The organism is Flavobacterium bizetiae, assembly GCF_902804475.1.
Classification (GTDB): Bacteria; Bacteroidota; Bacteroidia; order Flavobacteriales; family Flavobacteriaceae; genus Flavobacterium; species Flavobacterium bizetiae.
Window position 1 is genome coordinate 19056 of sequence record NZ_CADCSU010000124.1, and the last position, 20360, is coordinate 39415.

Annotated in this window: 9 protein-coding genes; 8 read left to right on the plus strand and 1 reads right to left on the minus strand. The window is 35.0% G+C overall.

Annotated elements, in window-relative coordinates; genetic code table 11:
• Positions 1 to 238 precede the first annotated feature (238 nt).
• From FLACOL7796_RS17210 to FLACOL7796_RS17245, 8 genes are all read left to right on the plus strand, one after another.
• Positions 239 to 3244 (plus strand): V-type ATP synthase subunit I domain-containing protein, encoded by a 3006-nt coding sequence (locus FLACOL7796_RS17210; protein WP_173971968.1) that lies wholly within the window; start codon positions 239 to 241, stop codon positions 3242 to 3244.
• A 216-nt stretch (positions 3245 to 3460) separates the two neighbouring features.
• Positions 3461 to 7585 (plus strand): hybrid sensor histidine kinase/response regulator transcription factor, encoded by a 4125-nt coding sequence (locus FLACOL7796_RS17215; RefSeq protein ID WP_173971969.1) that lies wholly within the window; start codon positions 3461 to 3463, stop codon positions 7583 to 7585.
• Between the two features lie 490 nt (positions 7586 to 8075).
• Positions 8076 to 11102: a SusC/RagA family TonB-linked outer membrane protein gene (locus FLACOL7796_RS17220; protein WP_173971970.1), complete on the plus strand. Its 3027-nt coding sequence runs from the start codon at positions 8076 to 8078 to the stop codon at positions 11100 to 11102.
• Between the two features lie 33 nt (positions 11103 to 11135).
• Positions 11136 to 12728 carry a RagB/SusD family nutrient uptake outer membrane protein gene (locus FLACOL7796_RS17225; RefSeq protein WP_173971971.1) on the plus strand — a complete coding sequence of 531 codons (1593 nt, stop codon included), beginning with the start codon at positions 11136 to 11138 and terminating at the stop codon, positions 12726 to 12728.
• An 82-nt stretch (positions 12729 to 12810) separates the two neighbouring features.
• The gene (locus FLACOL7796_RS17230; protein WP_173971972.1) at positions 12811 to 13905 is read left to right on the plus strand and encodes an endo-1,4-beta-xylanase; all 1095 of its coding nucleotides are present in this window, start codon (positions 12811 to 12813) and stop codon (positions 13903 to 13905) included.
• Between the two features lie 223 nt (positions 13906 to 14128).
• A complete protein-coding gene (locus tag FLACOL7796_RS17235) occupies positions 14129 to 15028 on the plus strand; it encodes a PKD domain-containing protein (RefSeq protein WP_173971973.1) in 900 nt (299 codons plus the stop codon).
• 126 nt (positions 15029 to 15154) lie between these two features.
• The gene (locus FLACOL7796_RS17240) at positions 15155 to 16564 is read left to right on the plus strand and encodes a hypothetical protein (protein WP_197913333.1); all 1410 of its coding nucleotides are present in this window, start codon (positions 15155 to 15157) and stop codon (positions 16562 to 16564) included.
• Positions 16565 to 16986: 422 nt separating this feature from the next.
• Positions 16987 to 18789: a glycoside hydrolase family 2 protein gene (locus FLACOL7796_RS17245; protein ID WP_173971974.1), complete on the plus strand. Its 1803-nt coding sequence runs from the start codon at positions 16987 to 16989 to the stop codon at positions 18787 to 18789.
• Positions 18790 to 18887: 98 nt separating this feature from the next.
• Here the strand turns inward: FLACOL7796_RS17245 and FLACOL7796_RS17250 are convergent, their stop codons facing one another.
• A complete protein-coding gene (locus FLACOL7796_RS17250; protein WP_173971975.1) occupies positions 18888 to 20327 on the minus strand; it encodes an FAD-dependent oxidoreductase in 1440 nt (479 codons plus the stop codon).
• Between the last annotated feature and the right edge of the window lie 33 nt (positions 20328 to 20360).

Consider the following 20360-nt stretch of genomic DNA (forward strand, 5'->3'; position numbering starts at 1 on the left):
TTTTTACGAAATAGAAGTGGAGATACAAATTGCAATTGTATAAAAAGCAGTAAGTACATTTAAGTTTTTGGAGGAAACAAAAGTAGGAAAAGGAATGTGTTTTTAAATAAGATTAAATCAGTTGAATTCAGTAGTTTCAGCAAGTTGTATTTGTACTGAAACTACTGAATTCAAGTGGTTTGAAATTTAGAAATCGCAAACTTTGATACTATTTTTACATCCAGAAAAACACCTAGCGATGAGTAAAAATGTAATACATAATTTCAATCTTTCAATACAAAATAGTGCTGATATTAAAAGTTCAGAAGATTTAACTGAAACAATTATAAAAGAGCTTGCTAAAGTTTCAAAAGAAATGAGTCAGCAAAAAGATATAGTGCAGGAATGGCAGGAACAAAAAAATCAAAATACAACTACTATTCTAAACAATTCTAATGCCTCAACCGAAGGAGGCGCCAAAGATAGTAATGCTGAAACAATCAAAAAAACAGCAATATCGATGAGCAATACTTCTTCGGTTTCTGAGGAAACAATAGCAAATTTTAGTCTTTCAACAAATTTAACAACTTCAGCCCAAAGTGCTCTGATTGGTGGAGGCGTTATTGATACCACTGACAGAACAACAATAAATTCTCCCACATCAGATAACACTACTGTAAATTTAAACAATGGCACAACAACTCAAACCTATGCGAATGTTGCAGCTCAACAAACCCTCATAGTACCTGAAGTATTTCAGACAAATAATAATGAGCCTTCTCCAGAAGCTATTAAAGCAGAAATTAAAAAGAAATTAGAACTTGCAATTGGAGCAAAGAACACTGTCGAAATAAAATATTGGACTCGTATTTCTAAAGCTTTTGAGAAAGGAGCCAGGGTTCAGGATTTTGATGGCAAACCAGAACACGAACTTTTTACAAAAATGTATTTTGGGTTGAAAAAATGGCGTCTTACTGCAATTGATGAAGTTACTACTAAGAGTCTAAATTGGGTAGAGGTTAGCGAATCAATGCTTGCAAAGCTGTATCAATTACTAAAAGAAAGCGATGATAAAAAAATATTTGCTTATTATAAAAGATTGATTAGAGAAATTAAAAATCCTGATGTAAATATTCAGCAGCTATTTTCAGAACACGAAGAATTGTTTGTGTTGTTAAAATCAGTATTCCCTAATTTACCTGGTAAAATAACAATTCACACTAAGACAATAATATATCCGGATTTGACTCCTCAAAAAATGTACCCGGATCTTGGAGTAGAAAGTATGTATTTTATTTGGGCGAAAACTTTATTAAATGAATTAGATATTAAATATGGCACAGGTGAAGTGACAAGAGACTATTACTACATAGGTAAATATCCTAAATTGAAACTGGGCCAATGGTATGACAAAGATAGAATTTCTATGCCAGATGACGAAAGGTCTACTTTTTGGAAAGCCTCATTGTATAATACTCTAAATGATCGACATTATCTTTATCACACCATTGAACAACGACATGCTTATTACAAATTCGTAGATGCCTATTTAAAAACCAAAGGAATAATATCTGAATGGTTTGATGCTGCTGCAAGAGTAACAATGGGATCTATTGAAACTGCATTAAATGGCGAGATGGCATTAGGAGCGCCAGAAATGCCTTTAAATTTATGGTTTTTATCTGATGAAACGGATGAATTTTTAAAGGGAGGAAATAAGTATTTATTTGCGGATAATATGAATAACGTAAAACTACTTTTAAAAGGAAAAGGAAAGTTGAGTGGTGAATTTATTGATGCAAAAGGAAATAAACAAAGTTTTAAAAATTTATCAAAACAAGAATTAGATTTCAAATTGGTGGAGTTTGAACAAACTTTGGTTCAGGATTATATAAACTCTTCTTTTAAGGATCTAAATAACAGTTTTCTAAAAAAATCATTTGATGAAGTTTCGGAAACTACCGGAAACAAAGAATTTGATGATATTGTTAAACAGATTAATAAAAATTTTGCACTTTGGATGGCTCCGGATATAATTGAAGATATCATGGAAAAGTATTTTACTAAAAATGGAAAAGTAATTTTCAATTTTGCGAAATATGAGGACAGGGTAAAGCTTGGACAAATACTGGTAAAAGAATTGTACTATTTAAAACTCAGTGATACTTTTAAAATTGATAATTTCGATAAAATAATTGAGAATCCTAGAGAAAACAGCAGAAAAACCAGATACTTTAGAATTGACCAAAAAGATGCAGTAAAAGAGAAGCCAAAATACTTAAAGGAATTCAAATTATTTGACCGACTATCTAGAATAAAAAAGAAACTTAAAGAAAAGTCAATCTATATATTGGTGAATTTGGATGAGGTTGTCATAGCTTTTTTAAATACAGGAATTTCAATATTTGAGGAGGTTATATATTCATTAATAGATATTGAAGAAGAAATTACGTCTGATTTGGAAGAACTTTATGATGAGATCAAAGAAGAATTTGAAAGAACAAAATTAAGCAATCATTATAGTGAAACGTACATTGATTATATTAAAAATTTATATGAAAATATAGTCGAAATTAATGAAATAAGGAAAATGCTGAAGGAAAAAATTGTAGAAAAAATAGAGGAAAAAGGAAAGAAGATACAACATAAAGTAAAAGAAGAATTCAACCAGCTGCCTTATGAAATAGCTGGAAATGCAATTGAAAAAGTGGCAAATCAAATTTATCCAGGAATCAGGGGCATTACGGATGAAGATAGAAAACAATCATTATTTAGAAAAAGCTCTGACGCTACAGTTGCTATATTACTCTATGAGTTTGCAACTGGTACTGGAAAACAGAGTCGTGATTTTGATTTTTATAAACATAAATTTGCGCAGGCTATTCTTAAAGACCGAATAATTAATGAAATCATGGAAGAAACCTTAAAATTATTAATACAAACTAATTATGATTTTGTAAATAAACCGGACAGTAAAGAATTAAAAATTGATCTGGAGTTTAGCCCAACTCCAACTTATCTTATCGAAAGTATTGACAAACACTTCGATTCTAATCTTGCACAGATAGTTATAGGTGGAGCTTTTGCCTTAGTACGCATAAGAAAAGGCAAATTAGAAGGTTATATTTATAATGAAACTTCAAGAGAATCCCTAATACTTCATTTAAATGTTGGGGATATACACCGAAAAGACGATGGAAGCAAAGAGCGAAGTTTGTCAACTATTGTGCAAAGAATTTATTTTACTTTTAAGCTCCCTAAATAAAAAGAAAATTAAAAATACAGAATAGGAAAGTATACCCATTTCAACCTTAATTACATCAAAATAAGTACAAATCCACCCCTTAAAAAGAAAAAATAGCGACATCTCTTTTTTTGTATTAGATTTATCTTGCAGTGCGTTTAGTTTATTTTTTTTCTAAGTTTAGAACAAATAAATCGAACACATTAATTTAGCATTGATCTGTAAGTAAATCAATTTATGAAGAACGTTAAAAGCCGTATTTTAAGCCTTGTATTATTTCTTTCCGTTTCCTTTAATGTTGAGGCGCAGGGATCAGATTTATATTTTGATCATATTGATTACGATGTGAGTTTTTCGCAGAGTATGATTTCGAGTATCCATCAAACTAAAAAAGGGTTTATTTGGATAGGAACCGCAAACGGACTAATTAGTTACGACGGATATAATTTTTTAAGATATGTCTACAACAAAGACATTCTAAATACGATCAGCAACAACCATATCAATGTAATTTTAGAAGACAATCAAAAGGAACTTTGGATAGGAACCAACAACGGACTAAACCTCTTCAATAAAAAAGAAAATAACTTTTTAAGAGTCGACGTCCAAAAAGTAAAAGGCGGCAGAAACTACATTTCATCTATCATTCAGGACGATCAAAACAGGATCTGGGTTGGGACTTTTGGCGGTATTAAACGCTTAAACAGAAAGCAGTATTTATTAGAAGAAATTTCAAACGATCATAATTCTCCTTTTAGAAAAAGCAGGGTTTTGTCACTGTTTTATGATCGTAATTATGGTGTTTTAGTAGGCACAGCAAAAGGATTAGAATGTTTCGACCCTAAAAACGGATCGCGAAAAGAACTTCCGAAAACTTTAAAAGAAAACGACGCTTTACTGCATTCGAAAATTTGGAAAATTATCAAAGAAAAAAATGGAGATTTATGGTTTGCAACCGAAGCCAATGGCGTTTTCCATTATAACGCAGCCGGAAATTCCGTGAAGAATTATCTCCAAAATTCTGGAAATAAAAAAAGTTTATCATCAAATTGGGTAAATGATATTGTTTCGGTAGATGCCAATACCATTTGGTTTGCTACAAAAAATGGCTTGTGTGTTTATAAAAAAGACAAAAATGAATTTACCAAATACCAACACAATCCGTTAACGAGTTATAGTTTGTCAGACGATGATATAAAGTGTTTCTTAAAAGACCGTCACGATGATATCTGGATTGGAACCAATGGTGGAGGCGTGAATTTTTTCCAGAAAACGAACACGAATTTCACCAACGTAAGAGAAGTCATAAAACCCAATTTTGGATTAAACAGTGCATTGGTAAATGCCGTTTCAAAAGAAAATAACAATGCAGTTTGGGTAGGAACAAACGGCGGCGGTTTGAATTTTCTGGATTTCAGAAACAACAAAAATTCCTCGTATTTAATCGATACTAATGATTTTGATAAAAGCGTGAATATGATCACCGCGTTGGTCAATCAGAATCAGGAAAATTTGTTTTGCGGTACTTTTAACGGATTATATAAGTTCAATAAAAACAGTAAAACTTTCAGTAAAATTTCGCTTTCTCCAAACCCGAAAGAGCGTAATCGACCTATAACGGCCTTATTAATCGATAATGGAGATTTATGGGTAGGAACAAACGGAAACGGATTAAAAAAAATACTCCCGGACGGAACCATAGAAAGTTATATGGCCGACGGGACTTCAAATGCGCTCAGCGATAATTTTATTACAGATATAGCAAACCGCGAAAATGGTTTGTGGATTGCCACACAATACGGCTTGAACTTTTTTGATAAGAAACTAAAAAGGGTTACGAAAATATACAAATCAGGAAAAGTCAGCGGATTGCCAAATAACAGCCTTACGGTTTTGTTTACCGATTCTAAGAAAAGATTTTGGGTAGGTTCTGAAAGCGGTGGCATCAATTTGTTGAATGAAAAAGCCGGACACTTTTTCGAAATAAACCGTGCGCTGGGTTTTACAGATGAAACCATAAAAAGCATTTCAGAAGATGCACAAGGAAATATCTGGATCAGCGATAACAATTTGCTGTATAAAATCAGAACAAAGAAATTGAGAACAACTCCCGCTATTTCTGATTTTGAAATTACTTCTTACTCCGCAAAAGACGGTTTAAAAGTAAAACAGTTTTCAAACAACAGCAGTTTAAAATTAAATGATAACGAATTAATCTTCGGATCTTCAAACGGATTGATCGTTTTTAATCCGTCTAAACTCATCAAATCTCCGGATAATGCAGAAATCGTTTTAACGAAACTTATCGTGAATAATGCAGAAATCAGACCCGGAAGTAAAGAAGTGGAACTAAAAGAAGATATAAGCGAAACTCAGGAAATTACCCTGCATCACGATCAGGGATATATTGGTTTGGAATTCAGCGCAATGAATTTTGTTTCTCCCGAAAAAAACGAATATGCCTATAAACTCGAAAGTTCTTTTAATAAAGATGATTGGCATACCATTGGTTCACAGCATTATATTAATCTTACCAATTTAAATTCGGGAACTTATCTCTTAAAAATTAAAACAGCAGATGGAGGCGGAAAATGGAATCCTGTCATTAAAACCTTAAAAATAATTATGTTACCGCCCTGGTGGAAAACATGGTGGGCTTATATTTTCTATTTCGGATTATTACTGGCCGGATCCGTTTTATTGTTTAGATTTTTTAGAAATCGAGAATTATTAAAACAAGCTTTTTATCTGGAACAGGTTGAGAAAGAAAGACAAGAGGAATTATACAAAATGAAACTGGATTTTTTTACCAATGTTTCGCATGAAATCAGAACGCCGTTAACATTAATCAGCGGACCGGTTGAGGAACTTTTAAATAGTGCCGAGAAAAATTCGAATCTCGAACACAAACTAAAAGTCATCAAAAACAATTCAGACCGATTATTAAAATTGGTCAATGAATTAATGGATTTTAGAAAAGCTGAAAAAGGTAGCATGAAAATTTATTGCGAACAGCAGGATATCGTTTCTTTCTGTTTTGATATTTACGAATCCTTCCGCGGCTTTGCGGTCGAGAAAAAAATCGACTACAAATTTGTTCTCAACATCAATACCGCTTTGATTTATTTTGATAAAAATCAGATGGAAAAAGTGATTTATAATCTGCTTTCGAATGCTTTTAAATTTACCAGTAAAAATGGCCGAATCACGTTGGCTGTAGAACAAAAAGAAGCTTCAGATTCCATCGAAATTAAAGTTAAAGACAACGGAATTGGGATTCCTGAAAACAGAAAAAAGAAAATTTTTAAAAACTTTTTCCAATTAGACGATCGCGGAAGCGCTAATTTAGGAAGCGGAATTGGTCTTGCTTTAAGCAAAAGTATTGTCGAATTGCATCACGGAGAAATTAAGGTGCAGACAGAAGCCGATGCCAATTTCAACACTATATTTACCATTACTTTAAAGAAAGGAAAAGATCATTTTAAGAAATCTCAGATTGTAGAGAACGCCATTAAAATTGAAGAAAATGCAAACCCAATTTCTGATGTTCAAACCGAAATTGAAACCTATGAAGCAGAATATCTGGAAGAACCGGAAAACAGCACCAAAAAGACCATTCTCGTTATAGAAGACAATGAAGAAGTACTTTCTTTTGTGTATGATATTTTATACAGCGATTACAAAGTCCTAAAATTTACAGACGGAATAAAAGCGCTTGAATATATGGAAAAAGAAATTCCGGATCTTATTGTAAGCGATGTAATGATGCCCGAAATGGACGGCTTTGAGTTGTGTAAAATTTTAAAAACAAACCTCAATACCAATCATATTCCGGTTATTTTATTAACGGCCAAATCATCCACTTTAAATAGAATCGAAGGACTTTCGACAGGAGCAGATGCCTATATTTCGAAACCTTTCAGCATAGAAGAATTAAAACTGACAATAGCTAATTTATTATCAGCCAAAGAAATAATGCGTCAGAAATACGGCGAAAGATTTATTTCAGATTCTGAACAAGAAAATGTAAATACGCCCGAAGGTTTATTCGTCAAAAAACTAACCCAGATCATCGAAGCCAATATCGACAATACCGATTTTGATGTTAATGATTTAGTCCGCGAAATAGGAATGAGCAGAACCGTGCTTTACAAAAAAGTGCAAACCCTCACGAATCAGTCGGTCGCCGGATTTATAAAAAATATGCGATTAAAGAAAGCTGCCAGTTTATTACTCAATACCAGTTATTCCGTATCTGAAGTGACCAATATGGTAGGATTTAATGATCGAAAACACTTTAGCAAAGAATTTAAAAGATTTTACAATTTATCGCCTAGTGAATATAAAGCTGCGAAAAATTAACCGTAAATATTTTAATCGTAAAGTTTAATGGAACGCTGATGCAACGGATTCGCTATCGCGAAAACGCTGATTGACGCAGATTTTTTTAATCATATTTAAAAACTCAAAATCCGTTTTGATCCGCGCCTTTGCGATAGCAAATCAGTAAAATCCGCGTCTAATTATACATAAAGTCCGCAAAGTTTATTTAAAGCTTTGCGGACTTTTCGTTTTTATCCTTTGCTCCCGATAGCTATCGGGATTGCGTTTTTATTCTTTGCTCCCGATAGTTATCGGGATTGCAGTTAAAACTAAATTGGAAAGTTGAAAATTAATCGAATTTCAAAATTTTAAGTTTTTTATTACGAATACTGTTTTTAAATAGCTTAAAACTGCAAATAAACACATTGACGCCCCTAAAAACGAATATCTTCCTCCCTATAAAACGTCATTTATTAATCACATTTGCAATGAAAATCACAATGATTTACTAACTAACCAAAAAATTAAAATGAAAAATTACAAACACGTAAAGATGCTTTTTCTTGAGGGAAATTATCTAAAACTAGTTTTAATTCTGTTTATGTGCATGCTCACTTTTAATATGAGTGCGCAGGAAAGTTCGATTTCAGGAAAAGTAGTCGACAATGCAGGATTGCCTTTACCAGGTGTAAACGTACATGTTAAAGGAACAACAAAAGGAGTTCAAACAGATTTTGACGGTAACTTTACTATAAGTACAACTTCAAAAAGTACACTCGTTTTTTCTTTCATCGGGATGGATGAGGTTTCAGTTGAAACAGAAAACAAAAAAAATCTAAAAGTAGTTTTAAAACCAAGTTCTCAGGCACTAGACGAAATTATAGTTGTGGGATATGGTACCAAAAAGAAAAGCGACGTAATAAGTTCTGTGGCATCTGTAAAACCGGGTGACATGACTAAAGTAGCTACTTCTGATGTTGGAGAAATGTTGAGAGGTAAAGCAGCCGGAGTTCAGGTTAGTCTGGCCGATGGTGGTCCGGGAAGTTCATCTTCGATACAAATTAGAGGAAAAAAATCCATTAACGGAAGCAACGAACCAATCGTAATTGCAGATGGTATTGTAATAGGAAACATTAACGATATTAATGCCAATGATATTGCTTCTTTAGAAATTTTAAAAGATGCTGCTGCACAATCTATTTATGGGGCAAGAGCATCAAATGGAGTTATTTTAATTACAACCAAAAGAGGAAAAACAGGAAAAGCAAAAATTGCCTACAATGGATTTTCCGGAGTACAGACAATCAACAGGAATTTTGATATCTATAGCGGTGAAGAATTTGCCCAGTTGAAAAGAGAAGCTTATAGAACAAGCAACGGAGGAGTTTACAGACCGGACGATCAGGTTTTTTCTCCGCTTGAATTAGAATCTGTACAATCAGGAAAATATATCGATTGGGAAAAATATGCTTTAAGAACTGGTGTTACCAACAACCATAGTTTGAGTGTTTCGTCAGGAACAGATAAAACAAGCATTTTTACCAGTTTAAATTACATCAATACTTCGGGTGTTATACCTAAAACCGATTTCGAAAAGGTGGCCATGAGAATTAATGTTGATCAAAGAATTACCGACTGGCTAAAAGTAGGAATGAATCTTTCGCTTCAGTTTTCTGAGTCAAATCGTCCAAATGTGGGTAATATTTTGAATAATGCCATAAATACCTCACCGTTGGGTAAAATTTATAACGACGATGGTTCGTTCCGTCATCTTCCTGGTGGCATTCAGGAAACGCCAAATCCGCTTATCGATATTTATGAAACCAATACAAATGAGTTAAATAGAAATGACATTATGAATGTTTTTCTTGATATCAACATATTAAAAGGTTTCACTTATAAACTAAACGCGAGTAGACGATCATGGAATTATAAAGCAATGAATTTTAATTCTTCGAAATCACTTTCCGGAATTGCCAATTCAGGACAAGGGAGCGGTAGTATTCTTTTTAAAGATAATGTAGAATATCAGTTTAGTAATATTTTGAACTACAACTTTAACCTTGCCGAAAGAAATCACTTCAGCGCCACGGGAGTTTACGAAATAACTTCATCAGAATATAATGAGTTTAAAAATTCATCCAGTAGAATTCCGAGTGATATTTTAGGGATTTATGGTCTGGAAAGTGCTTTCCTGAACACGCCGGAAATCGGTGGTAACGAACGCTCTCTAATTTCTTTTGCCGGAAAATTAGAATACGATTTTGATAATAGATATTACTTTACGGTTTCAGGCAGAGCCGATGGATCATCAGTATTTGGTAAAAATAATAAATGGGGATTTTTTCCGGCTGTAAATGCGGCGTGGAATGTTTCAAATGAAAGTTTTATGAAAGAACACGTTCCTGTTTTAAGCAATTTAAAATTAAGAGCCAGTTATGGTAAAGTAGGGAATCAGCCTAAAGATCCGTACCAAAGTATGGCTGTGGCAGATCAGAGAGATTATATTATAAACGGAATAAAAGTATCGGGTTACGTTCCGGGTTCTCAATTGTCAAATCCGGATTTACGTTGGGAAACATCAACACAATTAAACCTTGCAGCAGATTTTGGTTTATTCAAAAACAGATTAACGGGAACAGTTGAGGTTTATAATACCGATACTTCAGACTTATTGATTTACGAAACCTTAAATGCGAATACAGGATATACAACCAAATTATCCAATCTTGGAAAAGTAAATAACAAAGGTTTAGAAATTACTTTGAATGGAGATCTTATCAAAAAGCAAGATTTTAGATTGAATGTAGGAGCCACTTTTACTAAAAACAAAAACAGTATCGTAAGCATTTACGGTAAAGATGCCAACGGAGACGGAAAAGAAGATGATTCTGTTGGAAATCTATGGTTTATCGGAAAACCAATTGATGTGTATTACAGATATAAAGCCGTTGGAATTTATCAGCAAGGAGAAAATATTCCGCTTGTTACAGGAACAACTTTATATCCGGGAGATATAAAATTATACGATGCAGATCCGTCAAACGGTGCAAATCCAAATCCGGATCAGGACAGAGTAATCACTTCAAAATTACCGGATTGGTTCGGAACCTTTTCTGTGAGTTTAGAATACAAACGTTTCGATTTCTCGGCAGATATTTATACTGTTCAGGGCGTTACCAGAGACAATTTATTTTTATACGATTATGTAAAAGGAGGATCATTAAGAGGAGTTAAAAATGGTGTAAAACAAAATTACTGGACGCCTGAAAACCCTGGAGGAAACTGGCCAAGACCAAGAGACGGAAACGATCCGCCGTACATCAATACTTTAGGCTTACAAGACGCCTCTTATATTCGTTTACAAAACGTATCGCTTGGTTTTAAATTCCCTGAAAACACCCTTAAATCATTAGGTTTAACCAATATGAGACTTTATGTAACCGGTAGTAATTTAATTACCATAACTGATTACCAATCTTATAGTCCTGAAAAAGATATAAACGATTTTCCAGAACCTGTTACCTGTGTTATAGGCTTACAAGTAGGTTTTTAACATCATTTAATAAATTAAAAAAATAACAAGATCATGAAAAATATAAATTTTCTATTTGTTTTGATATTCGGACTTTCTTTAGGATTGACTTCTTGCGAAAGTTTTCTGGAAGAAGACGTAAAAGATCAGATTTCTGTAGATTATATCTACGATTCTCCTGCCGGACTGGAAGTTGGAGTAAACGCGCTTTACAACCAGATGCGATATTATAATTCGCCATCTGGAGATAATAATGATTTATGGGCGAATGTTTTCTTTATGGTTGCCACGGATTTAGGATTGCACAGAACCTGGAATACACCTTACGGAACAGGCCATAATCCGCAATCTTTTACAGGATCAAAATGGATTCAGGGATATAAAATTATCGACAGATGTTCTGCTATTATCACTTCGGCAAGAAATATTAATATGGATGCCAATGCCAAGAAAAGATTAGTAGCACAAGCTCGCGTAATAAGAGGCGAATTGTATCTGGATTTAAAGCAAATGTATGGCGGTATCTTAATTGATACCATTCCAACAACGCCGGAAAATATTAACGATCCGGTAACCTACAAAGTAGCCAGCGATGCAGATGTTTACAAATTAATCGATGGAGATCTTGATTATGCAATAGCCAATCTTCCGTTTAAAGTAGATGCCGGACGTTACGGACAAGGCGTTGCAAGACACATACGAGGTAAAAGTGCTTTATGGCAGCAAAACTGGGCCGAAGCAGCAGCACAATTTGATGCGATTATTAATGACGGAACGCATGCTTTAGTGCCATTGGCTGAGGTTTGGGGACAAAATGCCAACCATAGAGAATCACTTTTTACCTATCAAAGAGACTTTCTGTTAGGTCCAAGTGATGATTTGGCAGGCGGTGGCGGTTTCTGGCTAGGAAGTGTTTTTACGCAACGCACATACGAACTAAATGCAAGCGAACTTATTCAGGATGTGGCGTATGGAGGTCAGTCTTTAGGATGGTTTTATCCAAACAATTATTTAAAATCTCTTTACGATCAGACCAACGATTTAAGATTCAAAACCTATTACTATTCAGATAATTATCAGGATTATAAAATTAATGTTCCGGGAAATCCAAAATTCGGGCAATCTATTACCAATCCAGCAATTGCAGCTCCAAGCGGAAATTACAGAGCCTGGCATTGGAGTTTGAAAAAATACCACGATACAGAAAAACTGCCAATGACATCCAACAGTTATAAAGATTATATGTATTACAGATTAGCCGAAACTTATTTACTGGCATCAGAAGCCTATCATAATCTGGGTAACGATACAAAAGCACTTGCTTATTTAAACAAAGTGAGAAGAAGAGGTTATACAGGAAATCCCGAAAGTGCCGTAACCACTTTTGATTTGCCAACCTGGACATTAAACAATTATTTAGATGAATCGGCCAGAGAATTGGCATTCGAAAACAACAGATGGTTTTTGCTAAAACGATTAGGACTTTTGGTAGAAAGACAAAATTTATATTTCCGTTCAAGTCCATCCGGAACCAGTGCGGGTGAAGTGCCTTTAAAAATGACGCCAGTAATGGTCAATATGCCAATTCCGCAAAGTCAGATTGATTTAATGGGAAAACCGGCAGGATTTAATGTAGGATATAATTAATAAGAATCAAGTTTTTGTTAGTAACAATAGATCTGGAAACTGAATTCAGTTTTGGTTTCCGCATCAAATAAAAAATAACACGATGATAAAGAAACAATATATTTTAGGTCTATTAACCGTTTTGTTGTTTGCTTCTTGCAGCAACGACGAAAAAACAGTTTTCATTAATGTTGATGATGAAACTCCGGTTAATCCGAATCCTGTAACGCAAACTTTAAAAGAAAAAGCAAAGTTTAAAATTGGAGCTGCCGTTAAAATGAAGGATTTACAAGGCGAAGCCAATTACAAAAATGCAGTTCTGAAACATTACAGCCAAATCACTGCCGAATACGAAATGAAAATGGCCAGCATTTGGACTTCGGCCACCGCTTACAATTACACGGCGGGCGATTATCTGACCAGTTTTGCAAAAGACAATAATCTGGAAATTCACGGACATACATTGGTTTGGTACGATTCATTTCCGGATTGGTTTAAAAATGCAAAATACGATTCTATTGCTTTTGAAGCCAAAGTTAAAATTTACATTACCGATGTTGTAGGACATTACAAAGGAAAAGTAAAAAGCTGGGATGTGGTAAATGAGATTTTTGCAGATGGCGGTGCTTTGAGAAACGAAGCCGTTATAAATCCGCTTTTTAAAGACCCAATTGGTTTTTACGGAAGATGTTTTAAATATGCAAAAGCAGCTGATCCTGATGCGAAATTATTCTACAATGATTACAGCGTTGTTATTGATGCAGGAAAAAGAGCTGCCATCAAAAAAATGGTCACAAGATTCAAAGCCAATGGAGTGCCAATTGATGGTGTAGGAGATCAGTTTCATTACGCGACAGATACCAATAGGCAAACTATGAAAACCGGTTTTACAGATCTTGCTTCAACAGGATTGTTAGTTCATATTTCAGAATTAGACATAAAAGTAAATACCGGAAAATCAGATTCGTATGTCTTTAATGATGCCGAAGCGCAAAAGCAATCTGAAACCTACAAATTCATTACTACAATGTATGAAGAACTGCCTCAAAATCAAAAATTCGCCATTTCAACCTGGGGCGTAACCGATAAATATACCTGGCTAACAAGTTTCTGGCATTCAAAAGAATATCCGTTGCTGTTAGATGCTGATTATAATAAAAAACCAGCTTATCAAGGATTTTTAGACGGATTAAAATAGAGTTTTAGAATTATAGAGGAAAGAATATAGAGATATAGAATATAGAGAATAGATCTAAAAGAAGAGAAATAAGAGACAAGAAGCAAGATTAAGTGAGAAATCTGTTCTCTATATTCTTTATTCTATTTTCTAAAAAGAACAGGAATCAAGATTTGCTGAGAAGTCTATTCTCTTTACTCTTTCTTCTATTCTCTCTCAAAAAAATAACCAAAAAAAAGAAATCATGACCATAAAACTAAATCATATAATTAAACTAAAATACCTGTTTTTAGTGCTTTTCATAGGATTATTTTCCTGTGAAGATGATGTACGCGAAGTATATCTTTATAACAAAGGAGAATTAAATGCGGTTTCAACCAACACGTCTGTTAAAGCAGGAGAAACGGTAACCTATACCGATTCATCAACAAAAGTCCGTGCTGTAAAATGGACTTTTCAGGGCGGCTCTCCAGGCTCTTCAATCGAGCGAAATGTTGAGGTAAAATATACTAAAGGAGGAACTTTTACATCGACTCTCGAAATCACTTTTGTTGATAATACCACCCAAAAGAAAACCTTTACAGTAGAGGTTGAGGCTCCTGCAACACCGCCAATTGTTATTCCGGCTGATGCCCTTAAAATTTACTCTGAAAACCCTGATTTTACCAAAACAGCTCCTGTTTTAAATTGGGTTTCAAGCAATCAGTTTGTAATTAAAGAAGTGGCCGTTGATGGTTATGAAGGTGCTTATAGAAATTTTTCTCTTCCAGCAACACCGCCTGCAGCCGAAGCTAAATGGGCAATGGCAATTCTATCATTTGTAAATTTCACAGATATCTCGTCTTACACTTACATTAATATGGCGGTAAGAACGACAAGCACCGGAAAAATCAGATTTAGAATGAAAGATGCCTCAAATACTGGTTATGTAGAATTTGATGCCACAAGCAATTTGTACGGACTTAAAAGAGATGGAAGCTGGAATATGGTTAAAATTCCAATTGCCGAATACAAAAAACAAAATCCGGCATTAGACCTGACAAAAATCAAAGATATTTTGGTTTTAAGAAGCGTTGATCCGGAAGATGTAAGAGCTTTAAATAATTACGTTTTCGATTTCGATCATATTTATTTATCGAAATAATCTTTTAAACACATAGAGTGAAATCAGTTCTCAGTTTTCAGTCACAGTTTTCAGTCCTGAATACTGCGACTGCGACTGAGAAATGAATACTAAAAATACCTCTCAAAAAAATAAAAAACTAATGTAATGAAGCATTTTCTTTATCTAATATTCTGTTTAATGAACCTGATTTCCCTGCAGGCACAAAATACGATTGCCTATCAAAAAGTTGAAGCCAGACAAAATGCCTTAGACCCAAAATGGGTTTCGTATGAAGCCAAAACGATTGATAAACTTCCCGGTTTTAAAATTAAAAAACAAGAACCTATTTCTGTTTACGGCGGATCAAAAGTTTGGCAGAAAGAAGCGACAGGATTTTTTAGAACCCAAAAAATAGACAACAGATGGTGGATTATTGATCCCGAAGGTTATCCGTTTATTTACAAAGGAGTTGCCGTTTTTAATGCGGGTCGGTCTGTAAATCAGCAAAAAGCATTTGATAAAAAATTTGGAAGTCCTGAAAATTGGCTGAAACAGGAATCAAAATTACTTCGTGATAACGGATTTAATGGAGTAGGCGCATGGTCGAATACAGACTTGGTAAGAAAAGGAGAAAATCCGCTGGTTTATACTGTAATTATTTCGCCAATGGGTATGTATCATTCCGATCACATTAAAAAATTCGGCGGAAAATATAAAGAAGCCAGCTGGCAGAATTACCGTTTTGATTTGGTTATGGTTTTTGATAAAGAGTTTGATGTCTATATCGAAAAAGCGTTTAAAGACCTTTCTCAATATAAAAATGATAAGTATTTGATGGGTTATTTTACAGATAATGAACTTCCGTGGTATAACGACGCATTAGATAAACATTTAACTTTATTGGCCAAAGATGAACAGGGGTATATTGCCGCAAAAGAATGGTTCGATCAAAGAAAAGGTTTTAGCGCTTCGGCCTCAGATATTACTCAGGAAGACCGCATGGCGTTTACCGCTTTTTACTTTGAAACCTATATGAAAAAGGTAACAGAAGCGCTTCGAAAAGCAGATCCGAACCATCTTTATTTAGGGTGCCGATTTAATCAGGATAAAGAGCAGGAATTAACGAATCCGGAGATTTTTAAAGTGGCTGGAAAGTACATGGATATCATTTCGATTAACCATTACAGAAAATGGGAACCGAGCCAGGATTTAATGAACAAATGGGGAGAATGGTCCGGAAAACCGTTTTTAATTACAGAATGGTACACCAAAGGAGAAGATTCCGGATTGCCCAATAATACAGGCGCAGGATGGCTGGTTCGAACTCAAAAAGAAAGAGGACTTTTTTACCAGAATTTCACATTAGAATTGCTTAAAAATAAAAATTCGGTTGGCTGGCATTGGTTCAAATACATGGACAACGATCCGGAAGATTTAAGCACCGATTATTCTAACAGAGATTCGAATAAAGGAATTGTAAACAGCGCATTTGAGCCCTACAAACCTTTATTAAAAGAGATGAAAATAATCAATGATAATGCGTTTGAATTGACAAAGTATTTTGATAAACAATAAATTTTATTTTTTTAATTGAAGTAATCATAATCAATGCAATCGCATAGTATTACTCGTGATATTGTCATTTCGACGGAGGAGAAATCTTCGCAAGAAATTAACACAGAGTGTATAGTTTGTCGAGCTACTAACGGAGATTTGCTTCGCCTGTTCGCTATCGCTCGAGTCTCGTTCCTCGGAATGACAATATTGTGGTTAAATCTTGTCGAAATGATGTATTAAACGGAAACATTCTAATGAAAATGATTATCCTAGCCCCGATAGAAGTGGAAATCCTTTTGTGTAATGAAATGGAGCAAAAGATTGCAACGAATAGCGGGATTAGCTCCTAAAAAAGATTCATAATATCATAGAAATCAGAATGACAAAAGTGCGAATAAGGATAAGAATTTATAATTAAAAATAAAAAAACAATTTTGACTATGAGAAAAATAATAATGCTGTGTTTTACTTTTCTGATTTTTGGAAAAATGATGGCGCAGGAAATTCCGTTACTATCCAATATTTCAGCTCGAAATAACATCACCTTAAACGGAAAATGGAGTTATATTGTAGATCCGCTCGAAAACGGATATTACGATTATCGCTTAATGCCTTTTAAGAACAACGGATTTTTCGAAAATAAAAAATTCAACACCACAGATTTAACCGAATATAATTTTGCAACATCGGCCACGATGGATATTCCATCTGATTGGAATTCAAAAGACGAAAGATTGTTTTTTTATGAAGGAACAGTTTGGTTTGAGAAAGACTTCAACTATAAAAAGAGTTCTCAAACCAAAGGTATTCTTCATTTTGGAGCAGTCAATTACGATGCAAAAGTATATGTAAACGGAAAATTAGCAGGAACTCATGTTGGCGGTTATACACCTTTTAATTTTGACGTAACTGATCTGCTCGTTGACGGAAATAATTTTGTAGTGGTAAAAGTCGACAACAAACGTCATAAAGACAATGTTCCAACCGTAAATATGGATTGGTGGAATTACGGCGGAATTACAAGAGACGTTACTTTGGCGCAGGTTCCCAATACTTATATAGAAGATTATCTGGTTCAATTAGATAAAAAAGACCGAACAAAAATTTCAGGCTGGGTAAAACTGAACAACGAAACAGTAAATCAGTCGGTTTCGATTACAATTCCAGAACTAAAAATCAAAAAAAGCATCACAACAGATGCAAAGGGAGTGGCCTATTTTGAAATTAAAACCAATCCCGTTTTATGGACACCGGAAAAACCAAAATTATACGACGTTACTATTGACAAAGCCGATGAAAGTATTGCAGATAAAATTGGCTTTAGAACGATAGAAACCAAAGGAAAAGAAATTCTGCTAAACGGAAAAAAAGTCTTTTTACGCGGGATCAGCATTCACGAAGAAGCGCCGTTTAGATCGGGAAGAGGCTGGTCTACAGAAGATGCCGTTACGTTGTTGACCTGGGCAAAAGAATTAGGCTGTAATTATGTTCGTCTGGCACATTATCCGCATAATGAAAACATGGTAAAAGAAGCCGAAAAAATGGGATTAATGATTTGGTCTGAAGTTCCGGTGTATTGGACTATTTCATGGACAAATCCGGATACGTACGCCAATGCCGAACGTCAGCTGCACGATATGATTTACAGAGATAAAAACCGTTGCGGCATCGTAATTTGGTCTATAGCAAACGAAACACCACATGGTGACGATAGAGATATCTTTTTGAGTAAACTGGCTAAATATGCCCGTACGCAGGACAATTCCCGTTTAATAAGTATGGCTATGGAAGTGACCAAGAGTCCAAACAATGTAAACACACTTCATGACAATATGAACGAATATGTAGATATTGTGAGTTTTAACCAATATTTGGGCTGGTACAGAGGAACAAACGAATCCTGTAAAGACATGCAATGGATAATTCCGTATAACAAACCCGTTATCATAAGCGAATTTGGAGGCGAAGCACTGCAAGGTTTACACGGAGACAAAACACAACGCTGGAACGAAGAATATCAGGAAGAATTGTACGTTCAAAACACTCAAATGTTCAATCGAATAGAAGGTTTAGCCGGAGTTTCTCCATGGATTTTAGTCGATTTTAGATCGCCACGCAGACAATTGCCTAACATTCAGGATTTCTTTAATCGCAAAGGTTTAATTTCAGATCAGGGAATTAAAAAGAAAGCTTTTTATGTAATGAAAGACTGGTACGCGCAAAAAGAAAAGGAATATAAATAAAGTTGGAATAAATTAGTTAGAAAAAATGCGGTTGTCTTTTCAGGCAGCCGCTTTTTTTTAAATATATAAATAAGATTTTTATGTAATAGAAAGTAAGCTTATTTTTTCTTTAAGCATCTTCCTCTTGGTTCATCACCTTCGCGAAGTACAATTTCAGAATGAAGAAACTGTGCGGCTTCGGCAGAATCTTTTACTTTGATGGCGCTTCGTTCTAACATTTCCGTTTCAAATTCATTTAAGACACTTGCTCTTATTCCTGTTTTTCTCCATTGCGACATCGGTCTGCATCCTTTAGAAATTCCACGAGCCAATGCAAGTGCGTCCAGTAATGCCTGATTCGCACCTTGTCCCTTAAACGGACTCATTGGGTGAGCAGCATCTCCAATCAAAGTTACTTTTCCGGCTTTCGCCAATAGTGTAGCATCAAGTAATTCCCGGTCGTATACCGGATATCCTGAAACCTGAGCTTGTTGGGTTGCTGTTATGATCTGCGGAATAGGATCGTGCCATTGTGTTCTGCGAAATGCTTCTTCTTTAAGTGCTTGAGGTCCTTGAGCGCTTAGTGTTTTAGCTTCTTCTTCAGACATTGGAAAACTTAGTTGCCACATCACAGAATCTGATGTATAAGGCATTATGTAAATGCGTTCATTGCCATTAGCGGTCTGAAACACCGTTGCAGAATCTAATAAATCACTATCAATTGCTGCAATAGCTTCTAAAGGACAAATACCCAGAATTACTATACATTCCAGATAACGCAAAGGAGTAATGTCTTCACCAATTAGCAATCGTCTTACGGAACTGCGAATACCATCGGCTCCTACTAATAGGTCGGCTTTTAGGTTTGTTATTTCGCCATTTACCTGAAATTTTAAATCAACACCTTCGTTATCATTTTCTTTAAAATCAACCAATTGATGATCCCATTGTACAAAATCATAACCTCCTAGTTGTTCCAGTAATGCTAAACGCAAAGATTGCCGTGCGATATGAATGTTAGTACGTTTATTTGCTGTTTTAGTATCAAATTGCAGCCATTTTCTAATTCCCCATTCTCCAATAACTTTTCCTTCTGTAGTATGCACCAAATGTCTGGTTGAAACAACGCCATCTTTCAATGAAAAAATGCCCAATCCTTCGATGGCTTTGCTGGCTTGTTGCAAGGTGAGTCCGTAACCCTGAGATCGGGCTTCGAAGTTATGATCACGTTCAAAAAGAGTAAAAGGAATTCCGCGATGTAGGCAGGCCACTGCGAGAGCTACACCACCAATACCGCCGCCAATAATAGCAACATGAGGAAAGTTTTCTTTATCAGCCAGAGGAGCGCTCATAGACGGAATCAATCCTGAGCCGTTGCAGTTTGCACATACATATAAATTGCCCTTGGGATAAACCGGAGCTGTTCCTTCGTTGGTTTTTTCAAATTGATCAAGAGCAATCTGGTAGAGCAGTCGTGCTTTCTTGCTAATTCTTCGGCTTTTTTTGCCGCGTCCCTGGCATTCCGGACAAGTAGTCCAGCTCGTTTGTTGATTTTCCACTTTTATGCTCTTTATTTAACTTGATCCTGATAC